This window comes from Nafulsella turpanensis ZLM-10, assembly GCF_000346615.1.
GTDB classification, from domain to species: domain Bacteria; phylum Bacteroidota; class Bacteroidia; order Cytophagales; family Cyclobacteriaceae; genus Nafulsella; species Nafulsella turpanensis.
Genome location: NZ_ANNU01000028.1, coordinates 75,812 through 92,992 on the forward strand (window position 1 = coordinate 75,812; position 17,181 = coordinate 92,992).

Here is a 17,181-nt window from a genome sequence, read left to right on the forward strand (position 1 = left end):
CCTAATAAACAGAGAAAACAATGCAAACTCAACTATTATTTCTGAACATGGGAGGATACGAAATTCTCCTCATTATATTAGTGATCCTCATCTTCTTTGGCGCTAAGAAAATCCCGGAACTGGCACGCGGAATGGGCCGTGGTATCCGCGAATTCAAAGATGCGACAAGAGAAATTACTGATGAACTGGAAGACAGCGTAAACGATCGTCCAAAGAACAAGCATAACAATGCGCCGGTAAGCAACAATTCAGCTGCCTCTGCCAATAATCATGCTCCTGTAACGAACACCAACGCTTCTACCACAAATAACCAGTAAAGTTGAAAGCCTACACCTCTCTCTCCGAAGTTAAAGACGCCATACAAAAAGGGGAAACCTCCTGCCAGCAACTGGTAGAGTTTTACCTGCAAAACATAGAAAAAAAGAAGCATCTGAATGCTTTTCTGGAAGTATATACCGACGAAGCCCGCGAACAGGCCCAACAGGTAGACCAGAAGCTAAAGAATGGCACCGCCGGTAAGCTTGCCGGTATGGTTGTAGGCCTTAAGGATGTGCTGTGTCATCAGGACCATGGTCTGCAAAGCAGCTCCCACATCCTGGAGGGCTTTATCAGCCAGTTCAGTGGCACGGCCGTTCAAAAATTACTGGAGGAAGATGCCATTGTGATTGGCCGCCAGAACTGCGATGAGTTTGCCATGGGCTCCTCTAACGAGAATTCGGCCTTTGGCCCTGTGTTGAACGATGCAGATAATACGCGTGTGCCCGGTGGTTCCTCAGGAGGATCGGCCGTTGCCGTACAGGCCGATATGTGCCTGGTATCGCTTGGTTCCGACACGGGAGGTTCTGTACGCCAGCCCGCTGCTTTCTGTGGCATCGTTGGTTTAAAGCCTACCTATGGCCGTATTTCGCGCCACGGTCTGGTAGCTTATGCCTCTTCTTTCGATTCTATTGGGGTATTCTCCAAAAGTGTGGAAGATAGTGCCCTGGTGCTGGAAGTAATCGCCGGAGCAGATGAGTATGACAGTACGTCCGCCCGTGTAGAGGTGCCTGCTTACAGCCAGGCCCTGCAAAAGCAGGATAAGCCTTACCGCATTGCCTACATCAGCAATACACTCGAATCCGAAGGGCTCAATAGTGAAATTAAAGCCAGCGTAGAAGAAAAGTTACAATGGCTTAAAAGCGAAGGACATACGGTGGAAGCTGTTGAATTTCCGCTGCTGGATTACCTGCTCCCCTCCTATTATATTTTATCTACAGCCGAAGCAAGTTCAAACCTTTCGCGCTTCGACGGCGTTAAGTATGGGTACCGTTCACCCAATGCTACCAATCTGGAGAGCATGTACAAGAAAACGCGTAGCGAAGGGTTTGGAGCGGAAGTAAAGCGCCGCATTATGCTGGGCACCTTTGTTTTAAGCGCCAGCTACTATGATGCCTACTATACCAAAGCACAGAAGGTAAGAAGGCTCATTAAAGATGCAACAGACAAATTACTGTCTTCGTACGATTTTATAGTACTGCCTACCACCCCTACAACGGCATTTAGGCTGGGGGAGCATACCGCCGACCCGCTCGAAATGTACCTGGCAGACTTATTTACCGTACAGGCCAATTTATGCGGATTGCCTGCCATCTCACTCCCGAATGGCACCGATAAAGAAGGGCTTCCTATAGGCCTGCAGGTTGTTGCAAGCGCTTTTGCTGAAGATAAAATGTTTGCCTTCTCCAAATATTTGATGGAGGCATAAGCCTTAACCTACTTGCGCGTATGAAATTAATGTCCCGGAATTTGAACTGTTGGAAAGCCCCTGCCATTCTGGCAACGGCGCTGTTAAGTGTTTGCAGTTTACCTGCATTTGCCCAGGAAGAGGAAGATGTGCAGCTTTCTGATACCCTGCAGGTTTATATAGAGGTGGAGCGTCCTTTTTATGAACATGTTCCGGACTATACTTACGAAGAAGTAGCCGACCGCATTTCGTGCATGGACACGGATATTGATATTACCTTTAATCCGAGGGTAAAAGCCTTTATTGATTATTTTGCTATTCGCGACCGGGAGTATACCCGAATGGTCATAAAGCGCATGAACATCTACTTCCCGCTTTTTGAGAAATACCTCAAAAAGCACAATATGCCCGATGATCTCAAGTATCTCTCCATTGTTGAGTCGGGCCTTAATCCTACAGCCATCTCCCACGCAGGTGCGGCAGGCTTATGGCAGTTTATGCCTGCAACGGGCCGTATTTTCCGCCTCGACCGAACCTGGTTTATCGATGAACGTATGGATCCGGAAAAAGCGACAGAAGCAGCCTGCAAATACCTTAAGCAGTTACATGGCATGTTCGACGACTGGGAACTGGCCCTGGCCTCTTATAATGCAGGCCCCGGCAATGTTCGCAAAGCAATTCGCCGCTCCGGTTATAAAGATGACTTCTGGGAAGTATACAACCACCTCCCCCGCGAAACCCGCTCCTATGTGCCACAGTTTGCGGCCATCACTTACCTGATGAACCACCTGGAGGAACATAATTTTCATATGGAGGAACATGAGCTACAATACGCTACTGAGGTAGAAACCGTTCACCTGGCCGAATTCATTAGCCTGGAAGCGCTGGAAGAAGAACTTAATTTATGCAAAGGAGAAATCTCCAGTCTCAATCCGGAGCTTATCCGCAATGCAGTGCCTGAAAATGTGGGCGACCATTACGCATTAAAAGTTCCTTCGCAGGTAGCACCTGTCCTTACGGCCCGCCGCGATGCCATCTACGACTCGACCCGTGAGCAGAACCAGCAAATGCTTGCTTACTTCACCAGAAATGAAGTTGGAAGCACGTTTAACCGCGAAAAGGTGACTTACCGTGTGCAGCGTGGCGATTACTTAGGAAAAATTGCAGAATTGCATAATGTACGAGTTTCGGATCTTCGCCACTGGAACCGCATTCAGGGAAATACCATCCGCATTGGTCAGCAACTGTCTATTTATGTACTCCCTACACAGAAGGCTTCCATCAATAACCAGCTGGCCCAGGCCGGCAGCAGCAGCAGTAAAGCAGTAAGCATTCAGGGTGCCAAAGTATACTATGTTCAGCCAGGCGATACACTGTGGGATATTTCAAAGAAGCATGGTGGCCTGAGCATTAACCAAATCAAGCAATTGAACAATTTAACCTCAAATGACATAAAACCAGGCCAAAAGCTGGTACTTTCAAAATAAATGCCCTTAAAAGCATAAATTCATAAAGCTTTGTTGTGTAAACAGCAAAGCTTTTTTTATTTTGGATAATAACTTTTATCCTTCAATTACATTTTCTTTAAAAAGACCCTTTTTTAATATATGAATTCTCTTGCTAACTTTTCCATGAACCCTGTTTTTCGCTATATCTTTATTTTGTTAATCCCGCTGCTTTGGTCCTGCGATGGCGAGCAGGCAGGCCAGAATAATTCAGACCTTCCAAGCGCCAGTACAGTAGAAAACGAAATACTGGTGGTAATGGATTCTGCACAATGGAAAGGCCCCCTTGGTGAACAGTTACGCGAAATATATACCAGTTCCATACCCGGTCTTCCTCAGCAGGAACCGGCTTTTAACCTGCGCTTTATCAGTCCCCGCCATTTCCAGGGCTTCCTTAAGCTCTACCCCAACATCATCCTGGTTACCACGCTCAATGATGACAGCAGGGACAGCCGCATTATGCGGACTTATTTTACGGATAATTCGCTGGAGCAAATTCGCGAAAACAGGGATATGTTTATGTTCGCCCGCGAAAATGTATTTGCACGAGGCCAGGAGGTACTTCACCTGTTTTCCATGACGGAAGAGGAACTACTGGAAAAGCTGGAAGAGAAAGAAGAGGCACTGCGGAAGTATTTTCTGGATATCGAACGCCAGCGGCTCAGCAAAAAGCTGTTCACGGGTCTTCCGAATGAAAATTTAACAGAATACCTGCAAAAGAAATATGGCTTTCGCCTGATCTTCCCGATAGGATATGAGGTAGCTATTGAAAAAGACCAGTTTGTGTGGGTTCGCTTCCTGGATAAAGAAATAGACAGAAGTGTTTGGGTGGCTTACAAGGAATATGAAGATGCAGATGTGTTCCAGAAAGAAAACCTGATAGAGCTCCGCAACGAACTGGCCCGCCCTTACATCTGGGGGAGCGACAGCACCACCTATATGAAAACGGTAACCGAAGATGTGCCGGTAGTTACCCGGGAGGTGAACTTTAACGGAAACTATGCCGTTGAAATGCGGGGTCTGTGGCGCCTGAACGGGGTTGTGATGGGAGGCCCTTTTATCAGCTATACTTTTGTAGATGAAGCCACCAACAGGCTGTACTATATCGAAGGTTTTACCTATGCACCTAGCACTGATAAACGAGAACCCATTCGCGAACTGGAAGCCATTCTTCATACATTTAAGTCTACTGCTCCTGCCGGGGAGGCAAATGCCGAAGAACCTGCCGCTAAATAGCCTGTCACATACTCCACTGCTGCTCTTCTTATCCGAAAAATATCACTAATTTTGCCGGCTGTAGCAGTACAGATGATTGTGTGAATTAAGAAGACGAAACATGCCAATTAAAATTAGAAAACAAGACGCATTAAATTATCATACCCAGGGACAGCCCGGAAAAATTGAGGTGGTTCCTACCAAAATGCTCAGCTCCCAGCTCGACCTGGCACTTGCCTACTCACCCGGTGTTGCGGAGCCCTGTAAGGAAATTGCAGCCAATACCGAAGATGTGTATAAATATACCGCCAAGGGCAACCTGGTAGCGGTTATCTCTAACGGAACAGCCGTTTTAGGACTGGGCGATATAGGTCCTGAAGCCTCTAAGCCTGTGATGGAAGGTAAAGGGGTTCTCTTCAAGAAGTTTGCCGGTATCGATGTTTTTGACATTGAAATTGACGAGAAAGACCCTGACAAATTCATTGAAATTGTTCGCTCCCTGGAGCCTACCTTTGGTGGCATCAATCTCGAAGATATTAAGGCACCTGAGTGCTTTAAGATAGAGCAGGAACTGAAGAAGAGGATGAACATACCGGTGATGCACGACGATCAGCACGGCACCGCCATTATCTCCTCTGCCGCACTGATTAATGCACTCGAAATAGCCGGTAAAAAAATTGAAGAGGTTAGAATTGTAGTAAGTGGCGCCGGAGCCTCGGCTGTTACCTGTACCAAACTATACCTTTCATTGGGAGCCAGCCGCGAAAATATTGTCATGTGCGATAAAGACGGTGTCATTCGCCGGGACCGCCCCGATCTCGACGAAATTAAGGCACAGTTTGCCACCAGCCGTACCGATTTAAATACTATTGCCGATGCCCTTAAAGGAGCCGATGTATTCCTCGGTTTGTCGGCAGGCAATATTATCGGGCAGGAGCATATTGCCTCCATGGCCGAAAATCCCATTGTATTTGCCCTGGCTAATCCCGACCCTGAAATTGCCTACGATCTGGCAATGGATACCCGTGATGACATTATTATGGCTACCGGTCGTTCCGATCATCCTAACCAGGTAAATAACGTACTGGGCTTCCCCTTCATCTTCCGTGGTGCACTCGATGTCCGTTCTACTGCCATTAATGAGGAAATGAAGCTGGCTGCGGTACATGCGCTGGCAAAACTGGCCAAAGAACCGGTGCCGGAGGCGGTTAATAAAGCGTATGGAGACCAGAAAATTGCCTTTGGACGTGAGTACCTGATTCCTAAGCCACTCGACCCTCGCCTGATTACCACCATCTCACCGGCAGTGGCAAAAGCCGCCATCGATAGCGGCGTAGCCCGCAAAACGATTACTGACTGGGATCAATACAGTCTTGAGCTGCAGGAAAGAATAGGTATCGACCAGAAGCTCATGTCACGCCTCATCAGCCAGGCCAAGAAGAACCCTCAGCGGGTAATCTTTGCCGAGGCCGATAACCAGAAAATCCTGAAAGCAGCCCAAACAGTACAGGACGAGCGAATTGGTATTCCAATCCTGCTCGGAAATAAGGAAAAAATCCAGCAGCTCATAGAAGAGCACCAGCTCGAGCTTCATAACTGCGAAATTATTGATGTATATGATGCTTCGCAGGAAGAGAAGGTAAACCAGTATGCCCAGATACTCTTTGAAAAACGGAAGCGTAAAGGTGTTACCCTCCACGAAGCCCGCAAGCTGATGCTGGACCGCAACTATTTCGGCGCCATGATGCTCGAGCATGGAGAAGCAGATGCTTTTATCTCCGGCCTTACGAAGGATTATCCAAAAACGATAGCCCCGGCCCTGCAAATAGTAGGTGTTGAAGAAGGTGTGAAGCGGGTAGCCGGCATGTATATTATTACCCATAAGCGTGGCACCTATTTCTTCTCCGACACTACCGTTAACCGCGACCCAAGTGCCGAAGAGTTAGTGGATATTATCGGCCTTACAGCCCGTGGAGTGAAGTTCTTCGATTTCAGCCCGCGTATTGCCGTACTCTCCTACTCCAACTTTGGCTCTTCGAAAGGAAGTGTACCGGAAAAAACAGCCCTGGCAGCACGCCTGGCAAAGGAAAAGTATCCTGAACTGGTGATCGAAGGCGATATTCAGGCGAACATTGCCCTTAATACCGAGTTGCAGCAGGAGAATTACCCATTCTCCGAACTGGCAGAAAAAGGAGCCAATACCCTGGTGTTCCCCGACCTTGCCTCCGGAAACATTGCTTATAAACTGTTAATGGAAATTGGTGGTGCCGAAGCCATTGGTCCGGTGCTGCTGGGAATGAAGAAGCCTGTTCATATTTTACAGCTGGGTAGTTCTATCCGCGAAATTGTGAATATGGTTGCCATAGCAGTAGTCGATGCACAATTGCACTCCGTTAAAACCACAGCAGCGGTATGATTGCTTACTTACAGGGCAAGCTGGCATATAAAGAACCTACACGCCTTATTATGGATGTGCAGGGCATTGGGTATGAAGTGAAAATTTCACTTCATACCTATGCTGCTTTAAAGGAGGAGGAAAACTGCCGGCTGTTTACTTACCTCCATATTAAGGAAGATGCCCACACGCTCTTTGGCTTTAAGGAGCTGGCCGAAAAAAAGATGTTCCTCGACCTGATTTCGATCAGTGGTGTAGGGCCCGGCACTGGTTTAATGATTCTCTCTTCTCTCAACCCTGAAGAACTACAGCAGGCAATCCTCAATGAGGAGGTGAGAACCATACAGGCTGTTAAAGGAGTGGGCGCCAAAACTGCCCAGCGAATTATCCTGGAGCTTAAAGATAAGATAGGTAAGAGCGATAGTTTAATGGCAAGTAGCAGTATTACAGCACCTTCACACAATACCGTCCGAAACGAAGCGTTGTCCGCTTTAGTGACTTTGGGAATTAACCGCAGTGTGGCTGAAAAAAACCTGAATACTATTTTAAAGAGCAGGTCGGAAAACATCTCGCTGGAGGAATTAATTAAGCTGGCACTAAAGAATTCATAACCAACTGACCTACACCTTGGCACAGAGGACAGAAATACGCAATTTAGCTTTTTTTCTTACCGTATTAGGATTTTTTACAGGCTTCATGTCTCTTTCTCCGAGACAGGCATATGCTATTGGCTTTTTCCAGCAGGTAAATCCGCCTGATACTACTCAAAATGCCCAGGATACTGTTACGGAACCTTATACTCCCAGCAGGCGCCCCACCTATCAGCCCCGTGACCGATTTGGCTCTCCCCTGCTGTACCAGGGCTCCCGCTCACCCTTGTATCCTGCTCCTCCCACCCAGCTGGAATACGAAATAGATACGGGTTTTAATTATACCATTTATGAGTCCCTTGGCGGTGGCGTTCCTTACAGGCCCATGACCACCATGACGCTTGAGGAGTACAACCGCTACATGCAGCAGCGGGCCATTTCGGAGTACTGGCAAAACCAGTCGGCCGGGCTGGACGGTGAAAGTGCCGTGAGTGGCCGCAGTCTGATACCTCCGATCTATACCAGCCCTGTTTTTGACCGCATTTTTGGCGGAAGTTTTGTAAATATCCGCCCCAATGGCTTTGTAAACCTCGATTTTGGCGCTCTTATCGACCGTATCGAGAACCCTGCCCTGCCTATTCGGGCACAGCGCAACAGCCAGTTTAACTTCGACCAGCAGATTAACATGAGTGTGGTGGGCGAAATAGGCGAGAAGCTCGAAGTAATGGCCAACTTCGACAGCAACAACTCCTTCGACTTCGAAAACAACTTCCGGGTAGAATACACAGGCTTCGAAGAGGAAATAATCAAGAAAATTGAAATTGGTAATGTAAACCTGCCGGTAAGGAACAGCCTGTTGAGCGGCTCCCAAAGCTTATTTGGTGTAAAAACACAACTCCAGTTTGGCCGGCTCTTTATTACAGGGGTAGCTACTACGCAGCGAGGCGAAAGTGATGCCATTGTCATTGAAGGAGGGTCCCAGTCCAGCACTTTCGCTATCCGCGCTTCAGAATATGACGAGAACCAGCACTTTTTCCTGGGGCACTTCTTCCGCGAGCATTACGGTATAGAGCAGGGAGAATGGCTCGCCAACCTCCCCCAGATTACCTCCGGCCTCCATATTACGCGTATGGAAGTGTATGTCATTAACCGAAATAACGATACCCAGACATTGCGGAATATTGCCGCCTTTACCGATTTGGCAGAAGGCGAGGCAGAAAACCTGCAGCAACCCGATAACCCGTTTATAGGCAACCTACAGAATATCCCCACCAGTAACGGGGCCAACGGGCTTTTCGAAAACCTTCTGGAGGACCCTGATTTCCGCAGCCTCGACAATATAGATCGGGAGCTCAAAGGCCTTGGCTTTGTCCCAGGCTCCGATTATGTGGTAATTAAAAGCGCCCGCAAGCTCAGCGACCGCGAATACACCTATCATCCTGCTTTGGGTTACCTCTCCCTCAACAGGGAGCTTCAGTCAGACGAGGCCCTGGCGGTAGCTTTTGAATATACCTATAACGGGCAGCGTTACCAGGTAGGTGAGCTTACCGAAAATTACCAGGACCGCCCTGCTTCAGATGTTATCTTCATGAAACTGCTCCGCCCTAACCGGGTAAATACCGAAATTCCTACCTGGGAGCTCATGATGAAGAACATTTACAACCTCAATGCCAACCAGGTAAGCCGCGAAGGCTTTCAGCTCCGGATTATCTACCGCGACGACCGCACTAATATCGATAACCCGAACCTGCAGGAAGGGGTAAATACCAAAAGCATTCCATTGGTACAGGTAATGGGCCTCGACCGCCTTAACCAAAGCAACGACCCGCAGCCCGACGGCAATTTCGACTTTATCGAAGGAATAACCATTAACCTGGAGCGCGGCAATATTATATTCCCGGTGCTGGAGCCTTTTGGCGACCACCTGGAAGAGCAGTTTCTCCCTTCCGAAGACAATCTGATCGAGAAGTACGTGTATGACACACTTTACGAAACCACCCGTTCCGATGCAGAGCTGGTAGCTGGCAAGAATAAGTTCTTCCTCGAAGGGAGCTTTGCTGCCGGCTCTACCACTGACATTGCCCTGCCGGGAATAAATATTGCCGAAGGTTCTGTGCGGGTCTTTGCCGGTAACACTCCGCTTACCGAAGGTATCGATTACCAGGTAGACTATAGCTTCGGCCGGGTAAAAATACTGAACGAAGGAATTATTAATTCCGGCAAGCAATTACGCATTACTTACGAAAAGGCTTCCCTGCTCAACTTCCAGACGCGCCGCTTCTTGGGTACGCAGTTCGATTATATTATCAATGAAGACTTTAGCATCGGCGGCACCCTTCTTTACCTTAACGAGCTGCCCAATACCACCCGTACCGGTATAGGTGAAGAGCCCAGCAAAAACACGAAATGGGGTCTGGACCTCAGCTATCGCACCGAATCGCGCTTTCTTACCAAAATGGTGGATATGCTGCCCCTTATCCAAACCAAGGAGCTTTCTACCCTTACCTTTAACAGCGAATTTGCGCAGCTTCTCTCCGGCACCTCCAATAAAGTAGACGGTGAAGGCACTTCCTATATCGACGATTTTGAAGCCGCCATTTCTCCTTATAATATCTCCAGCAACCCGCTGGCATGGAGCCTGGCAGCTACCCCTGAAACAGACGATAACCGTTTCTTTGGACTGGAAGACGGCCTGCTCTTCGGTGCCCGCCGCGCCAAACTAGCCTGGTATAATGTAGATGATGTTTTCTACAGCGAGAGAGACCGGAGCCGACTGGCACCTAACCTGAGCAAGACCGATATCCAGAACCACTACTTCCGCCCGGTAACCCAGCAGGAAATTTTCCAGCGCGATGCCAATACGTATAACCCTTATGAGCCTATACTCGACCTGGTGTATTTCCCGGCCGAAAGAGGACCCTACAACTATAATCCTCTATTAGAAGATGATGCCACTCTCCCAAACCCGGAGGAGAACTGGGGCGGTATAACCCGGGCAATTACTTCTGAAGTAGATTTCGACCAGGCCAACATTGAGTATATTGAATTCTGGATGCTCGACCCTTTCATTACCGGGGAAAATGGTCGCGATGCGGCCTTTGAAGAATATGAGATTGTGAATGAAAGAGAAGGAGGAAAGCTTATTTTCAACCTGGGGAGTATATCCGAAGATTACATCAAAGACAACAAGCACGGCTTTGAAAATGGCCTGCCCCCCAACGAAAGCCTTGTCGACCCTCAGATAGATACCACCGAATGGGGCCGTGTAACGAACCGCCAGTTCCTGAACAATGCTTTTGACGTAGACGCCGCCGCCCGTCTCCACCAGGATATAGGTATGGACGGTCTCCGCAGCGAAAATGAAGCAGAGTATTTTGAGGACTTTATCCGTGCCATTACACCAGAAGCAAGGGCTGCCATAGCAGGTGACATCTCTGCCGATGATTTCCGCTACTTCCTTGGCGAAGAACTGAATGCGGCCGATGCCAACATCATTACCCGCTACAAAGATTTTAACAACCAGGAAGGCAACACCCCTATTTTTGATAATAACTCTGATTACAGGCAAACAGGCAGCCCTGAGCCGGACAATGAAGACCTGAATGAGGATAATGCCGTTAATGTGCTGGAAGAGTATTTCCAGTACGAAATTGAACTGAGCCCCGACCAGCTGGAGGTGGGTAAAAACTATGTAGTCGACAAAGTAACCACCACTCCTTTCGAAGGAAGTGAGAAGGTAAGCTGGTACCTCTTCCGTATTCCTATCAGGGAGTATGAAGAAAAGTACGGGAACATCAACAGCTTTAAATCTATCCGTTTCCTCCGCACCTACCTTACTGGTTTCGAGAATCCGGTTGCCCTCCGTATTGCCAATATGCAGCTGGTGGGAAGCCAGTGGCGGCAGTTCCCGGAAAGTCTTCAGGATGACGGACTGGGGCTCATTCAGGAAGGAGATGAAACAGATTTAACCATATCGGCTGTTAGTTACGAGAACAATGGCAGAGGCGGCGCCGGAGACATACCCTATGTGGTGCCTCCTGGTTTCATACGCGACCGGGACAATACCGCCTACAACCAGGATGTACGCCTGAATGAACAATCGCTGCAGATTTGCGTGGAAGACCTGGAAAATGAAGATGCCCGGGCCGTCTATAAAAATGTTTCGCTCGACCTGGTGAACTACGGTACCATTAAAATGCTGATGCATGCGCAGGCTTATAATAACCCTCTGCTGCAGGATGGTGAAGTAACAGCCTTTCTGCGCCTGGGTACCGACTACACCCAAAACTATTACGAAATAGAAATTCCGCTCGAAATTACCCCTCCCGGAGCCACCGACCCGCGGGAGATATGGCCTGAGCAGAATGAAATCAACCTTGCCATCGACGAACTATTCCAGCTAAAGGCGCTCCGTAACCGCCTGAATAAACCGCTGGACAGCCGCTTTGGTGCCGAAGTAGGAAAGCATAATATTTATGTCGAAGGAAACCCGGATTTGAGTGCTATCCAGGTACTGATGATTGGACTCCGCAACCCGGATAACCCTGGAGATAAGAGTGCCAAATCGGTTTGTCTCTGGACGAATGAGCTACGCGTTACCGATTTCGACTCCCGGGCCGGATGGGCGACCAATGCAAGGCTTAATACCAAACTTGCCGACCTGGCCAATATTACCGCCAGCACCCGCTTAACCACTGTTGGCTTTGGCAATATTGGCGATAAGATTGCTCAGCGGAGCCGCGATAAAAACCTCTCTTATGACATTTCGGCAAGTGTAGCCCTGGATAAGTTCCTGCCCGAAAAGGCAAGACTGCAGGTTCCTCTCTTTGTGTCTTATGAAAAGAGTATCATTACGCCTTATTACGATCCGGCTAACCCCGACCTGCCCCTTACTGCTTCTCTGGATGCATTTGAAACGGCAGAAGAGCGGCTCGGTTATCGTGCTATTGTGGAAGACAGGGCCACCCGCCGGAGCTTCAACTTTACCAATATCAGGGTTAACCGAAAAGAAGGCGACAAGCCCGGGCTGATAGACCTGGAGAACTTTGCCCTCACCTATGCCTACAGCGATGTAATGAACAGCAGCTGGGAGCGCGCCAAATATGAGCTTGTAACGCAAAAAGCAGCAATCGGCTATAACTTCTCCCCGATTGTCAACCCTATAGAGCCTTTTGCCAATACCAAGGCTTTCCAGTCGCCTTACCTGCAGCTGCTCCGCGACTTTAACTTTAACCCTGTGCCTTCCAACCTGTCGTTCCGCTGGGATCTCGACCGTAGGTTCGTGGCTACCCAACTGCGTAATTCCGACCTTACCACTGTAGGCATTGACCCTCAATACGAGAAGCTGTTTACTTTTAACAGGCTCTACAACTTCCGCTGGGATTTGGCAAACTCGCTGTCGATTGATTATAGTGCCAGGGCCAATGCGGTGGTAGATGAACCTGATGGCTACCTCGATACGCAAATCAAGCGCGATGAAGTGCTCGATAATCTGGCGGAATTCGGTCGCATGAAGCACTTTGACCAAAGCTTGGGAGCCACTTACCAGCTGCCACTGGATAAGACCCCCTTTACCAACTGGCTAAGTGCTGAAACCCGCTACGAAACCAACTTTAGCTGGACTGCCGGCTCGCTCGGACAGATTGAGGAATTTGGAAATACTATTCAGAACAGCCGAAATTACCAGCTTACGGGCCGGATGGACCTTGTAAAGCTGTACAATAAAGTTGCCTTCCTCAAAAAGGTAAATGAAGGCAGGCCTCAACCAAGAGGGCCTTTACGGCCTGGCCAGAAACCCGCTGAGGAAGAGGAAGCAGCTGCCAGTAACGGCTCAGGCCTTGCCCGCGGCATAACCCGCCTGCTCATGTCGGTGCGTTCGGTAAACTTTAACTACAGCCGTACCCAGGGCACTCTTCTGCCAGGCTTTGAACCAAGGGTGTTCCTTTTTGGCCTCGACTCCGGCTTTGTAGCACCCGGGCTGCCATTCCTATTAGGTAGCCAGGACCCCGATATACGTTTTAGGGCGGTGGAAAACGACTGGATGGTGCGTTCCGTTAACCTGAGTACTCCTTTTACCCAGACCAATAACGAAAACATCGACCTCCGTGCTGATGTACAGCCATTAGAGGACTTCAGGATACAGCTCGACTGGAAAAAGACCAAAACAGCCAATTACCAGGAGCTTTTCCGCTACGACATTACGGAAGAATGGTTTGATTCCTTTACCCCCACCCGTAGTGGTAGTTACAGCATTTCTTACCTTCCTATTTCCACCACTTTCGATGGTTTATCGGCAGAGGGAGGATCTGAAAACTTTGAGCGTTTTGCAGCTTACCGGGATCTAATCGAAGAACGCCTGCAGCCCATTGAGAACGAGAATGGCGGAGTATTCTCTGAGCGTTCGCAGGATGTGCTAATTCCGGCCTTTATTGCGGCCTATACCGGCAGGGACCCCAGCAAGGTAAAACTTTCGCCTTTCCCAAGCATGCCAATGCCGAACTGGAGAGTCGACTATGCCGGTTTGTCGAAAATTCCGGCGATACGGGAGCGGTTTTCTGCTATTACCCTATCGCACAGCTATGTGTCGCGTTACTCTGTAAACAGCTATATCAATTCTTCCCAGTACCAGCTGAGCAGGCAGCTTTCACTCGACAATAACATTGAAGAATATACCTCGGAAGATAATGTAATCCGGAGCAGCCAAACAGGCGAAAATAACCTGGTGCCGCTATACGTGGCCAATCAGGTAGTAATTACGGAGCAGTTTGCCCCGCTGATTGGAGTAAACCTCCGGACCAAATCGCGTTTTAACTTCCAGGTCAATTACAACAGGGAGCGAAACCTGGCCCTTATCCTGTCCAACACCCAGGTAACCGAGCAGCGCAATGAGGAGCTACGGCTGGATGTAGGTTATACGACCTCCAACTTAAAGCTGCCCTTCCGCTCTAAAGGTCGGGAGGTTATTCTTAAAAATGATATTACCTTCCGGATGGGTATGTCGCTCCGCAGCAGCAAAACCGTGCAGCGCAAGTTTGATGAGCCCGACGATATTACCATGGGCAGTGTAAACTTTCAGCTGAACCCTACTATTAACTACCTGATTAACCAGCGCCTAAGCATACAGCTGTACTACAGTACCAGCATCAACGACCCACTTGTACTGACCTCGTTCAGAAATACCCAAACCCGCTTTGGCACCCAAATTCGATTTAATATTACCCAATAAGCTTTTGCAATCCCGAAAACCGATGTATTTTTGATTTTTAAACTAAAACATACAAGCACTATGAACCTACCAAAGGAACTTAAATACACCAAAGATCATGAATGGGTGCGCATTGATGGAAATGTAGCTACTGTGGGTATTACCGATTTTGCACAGCGCGAACTGGGCGATATTGTTTATGTAGAAATTGAAACTGAAGGTGACGAGGTAGAAGAAGGCGAAGTTTTTGGGACAGTGGAAGCGGTAAAGACCGTGTCTGATCTTTTTATGCCCCTGAGCGGCACCATCAGCGAAGTAAACGAAGCACTCGAAGGAGAGCCTGAACTGGTAAATACTGATCCTTACGGCCAGGGCTGGATGATAAAAATTGAAGTGGCAGATGAATCGGCAGCAGACAACCTTTTAAGTGCCGATGAATATGCTGAAGTAATTGGTCAGTAAATTGGGCTGAGCAGATAGTTAAATCCGCCACATGTTTTTAAGGTATAATGCTTTTACCATTTGCTGGGCTCTTATTATTCTGCTTCTCACCCTTAGTCCGGGAGAGAGCATGCCAGAAACAGACTTATGGGATGAGTTACTCAGCTTCGATAAAGTAGCCCACTTTTTTGTTTTCAGCCTATTGGTACTTTTGATGATTGTAGGACTCACTAAGCAGTATTCCTATGAACTCCTCAGAAGAAAAGCAGTGGTGTATTCTCTTTCTGTAAGTATAGGCTATGGCCTTTTGATCGAAGCCATCCAGATGGTAATACCAGACAGGCACTTTGAGCTCGCCGATCTTTTAGCCAACACAACAGGCTGTTTTATTGGTTTTGGCCTGTTTTATCTGCTCTATAAATTTTGATTAATTTGCTACTTTCGAAATATTTTTCTTAATTGTAGCAACTATATTCTGTTAAATTCTGTAATAAAAAAGAAAGAGTATTTTTCACTTTTACACTAAGGAGTCAAAAAATGGAACCAAAGAAAAATCCTAAAGCCGACCTGACGCGTAAATCAAATCTCTTTTTTGCCATCGGCCTGGTAGTCAGCATTATGCTGGTTATTGTAGCCTTTGAGTGGAAAAGCTATGATGAGGTGGTTGCCGTGGACATGGGTGTGGCCGCTGATAATTTTGAAGAGCTGATAGACATTCCGATTACGGAACAGCCACCACCACCACCACCAAAAATCCAACAGCCTGAAATTATTGAAGTACCGGATGAAGAGGTAATTGAAGAAGAGATTGAACTCGATATTGACCTTGAAGTAGTAGAGGAAGATGTAGTAGAAGAAATCGTTTTTGAAGAAGCCCCTGAGGAAGAGCCTGTAGAACAGATTTTTGAGGTAGTGGAGCAGCAACCAACGCCGGAAGGTGGCATGGAGGCATTCTATAAATTCATTGCCGAAGAGCTGGAATATCCTGCCCAGGCTCAGCGAATGGGCGTTGAAGGACGTGTATTCGTTCAGTTTGTAGTGGATGAGAAAGGTAATGTATCGGACGTAAAGGCAGTAAAAGGAATTGGTGCCGGTGCCGATGAGGAAGCCGTTCGGGTTATTAAACAAACCAAGTGGAACCCTGGTATGCAAAGGGGCCGCCCGGTAAAGGTACGGATGGTAATGCCGGTACTATTTAGATTAAGTAACTAATCTCACATAATAGAAATCTTCAAAGGCCTGACTTCGCAAAGTCAGGCCTTTTTTTATTCTCAGTTTAAACAATTCTGATATATGGTCATTTATTAAAATATAAGTTGCTTTACGCCAATTAAACGATATAATAAATGGGTATTTTTATTTAATACGAAATTTTTATATATTATTTCATCACCAAACCATTTTTCTATGAGCAAGCGAAATAAGAATTCCTCTCCTGTTTGGGCAAGACACACCTCATTCCGTTTTAGTGTTGGCCTGCTGCTTAGCCTTACCCTGGTTATCACCGCATTTGAGTGGAGCTTCCGAACCACCAGCATCGATAGCCCCATCACCATTCAGCAGTTAACTAAAACCACTGTACCCGATATGCAGCCGGTAATAATGCCGGTGCCGCCCAGGCCCAAAGTGCCAGCAAAAATTATTGAGGTACCCGATAGCGAATCTCTTTCAACGAAGACTAAAATTATAGACGCTCCAGTAGACATCGAAAAAACTTCCCCCCTCCCCTCCTTAGGAGATCTTTTTGAAGAGGCAGAACCTGTGGAGGAAGCTGATGAGATAAAAGAGTATGACCTTATACCTGCAGTGCCTGAAGAGGGAATGGAGAGTTTTTACCAATATCTTTACAGGAATATTGAATACCCGGAACACCTGAAGGGACGCAATATCAGCGGGAGGGTAGAGGTTTCTTTTGTGGTTGATGAAAAAGGAAATATCACCAACATTGAAATCCTGAAGGGCTTTGATAAAAAGCTGGAAAAAGAAATTATCCGAATCCTGAAAGAAGCACCGGCATGGATACCCGCCCAGAAAGGTTACCAGAAGGTGCGCACTCAGCACAGCATTCCCTTTAGCTTTAATCTGCAGTAAAAAAGCAGTATAATTAG

At 47.7% G+C, this 17,181-nt stretch carries 11 protein-coding genes; all 11 read left to right on the plus strand.

Going from position 1 to position 17,181, the window contains the following annotated elements; genetic code table 11:
* Nucleotides 1-20 precede the first annotated feature (20 nt).
* The 11 genes from F752_RS24020 to F752_RS0112325 all read left to right on the plus strand — a co-directional run bounded on the left by F752_RS24020 (nt 21) and on the right by F752_RS0112325 (nt 17,164).
* Nucleotides 21-317: a twin-arginine translocase TatA/TatE family subunit gene (locus F752_RS24020; RefSeq protein ID WP_081604559.1), complete on the plus strand. Its 297-nt coding sequence runs from the start codon at nt 21-23 to the stop codon at nt 315-317.
* A gap of 2 nt (nt 318-319) precedes the next feature.
* Nucleotides 320-1,744, plus strand: coding sequence for an Asp-tRNA(Asn)/Glu-tRNA(Gln) amidotransferase subunit GatA (gene gatA, locus F752_RS0112280; RefSeq protein ID WP_017732045.1), 1,425 nt, complete (start codon nt 320-322; stop codon nt 1,742-1,744).
* 41 nt (nt 1,745-1,785) lie between these two features.
* A complete protein-coding gene (locus F752_RS0112285; protein ID WP_236614006.1) occupies nt 1,786-3,210 on the plus strand; it encodes a lytic transglycosylase domain-containing protein in 1,425 nt (474 codons plus the stop codon).
* A 120-nt stretch (nt 3,211-3,330) separates the two neighbouring features.
* Nucleotides 3,331-4,464 carry a DUF4837 family protein gene (locus F752_RS0112290; RefSeq protein ID WP_017732047.1) on the plus strand — a complete coding sequence of 378 codons (1,134 nt, stop codon included), beginning with the start codon at nt 3,331-3,333 and terminating at the stop codon, nt 4,462-4,464.
* Nucleotides 4,465-4,564: 100 nt separating this feature from the next.
* On the plus strand, nt 4,565-6,859 hold the full coding sequence (locus tag F752_RS0112295; protein ID WP_017732048.1) for an NADP-dependent malic enzyme: 2,295 nt from the start codon (nt 4,565-4,567) through the stop codon (nt 6,857-6,859).
* Complete coding sequence (gene ruvA / locus F752_RS0112300) at nt 6,856-7,449, plus strand: Holliday junction branch migration protein RuvA (protein WP_017732049.1); 594 nt, start codon at nt 6,856-6,858, stop codon at nt 7,447-7,449. The genes F752_RS0112295 and ruvA overlap by 4 nt, the downstream gene beginning before the upstream one ends.
* Nucleotides 7,450-7,534: 85 nt before the next feature.
* Nucleotides 7,535-14,653 carry a T9SS outer membrane translocon Sov/SprA gene (sov, locus tag F752_RS0112305; RefSeq protein WP_152425127.1) on the plus strand — a complete coding sequence of 2,373 codons (7,119 nt, stop codon included), beginning with the start codon at nt 7,535-7,537 and terminating at the stop codon, nt 14,651-14,653.
* A 60-nt stretch (nt 14,654-14,713) separates the two neighbouring features.
* Nucleotides 14,714-15,094 (plus strand): glycine cleavage system protein GcvH, encoded by a 381-nt coding sequence (gene gcvH / locus F752_RS0112310; RefSeq protein ID WP_017732051.1) that lies wholly within the window; start codon nt 14,714-14,716, stop codon nt 15,092-15,094.
* Between the two features lie 31 nt (nt 15,095-15,125).
* Nucleotides 15,126-15,500, plus strand: a complete 375-nt coding sequence (locus F752_RS0112315) for a VanZ family protein (protein WP_017732052.1) — start codon at nt 15,126-15,128, stop codon at nt 15,498-15,500.
* Between the two features lie 110 nt (nt 15,501-15,610).
* Nucleotides 15,611-16,285 carry an energy transducer TonB gene (locus F752_RS0112320; RefSeq protein WP_017732053.1) on the plus strand — a complete coding sequence of 225 codons (675 nt, stop codon included), beginning with the start codon at nt 15,611-15,613 and terminating at the stop codon, nt 16,283-16,285.
* 195 nt (nt 16,286-16,480) lie between these two features.
* Nucleotides 16,481-17,164, plus strand: coding sequence for an energy transducer TonB (locus F752_RS0112325; protein ID WP_017732054.1), 684 nt, complete (start codon nt 16,481-16,483; stop codon nt 17,162-17,164).
* Nucleotides 17,165-17,181 lie beyond the last annotated feature (17 nt).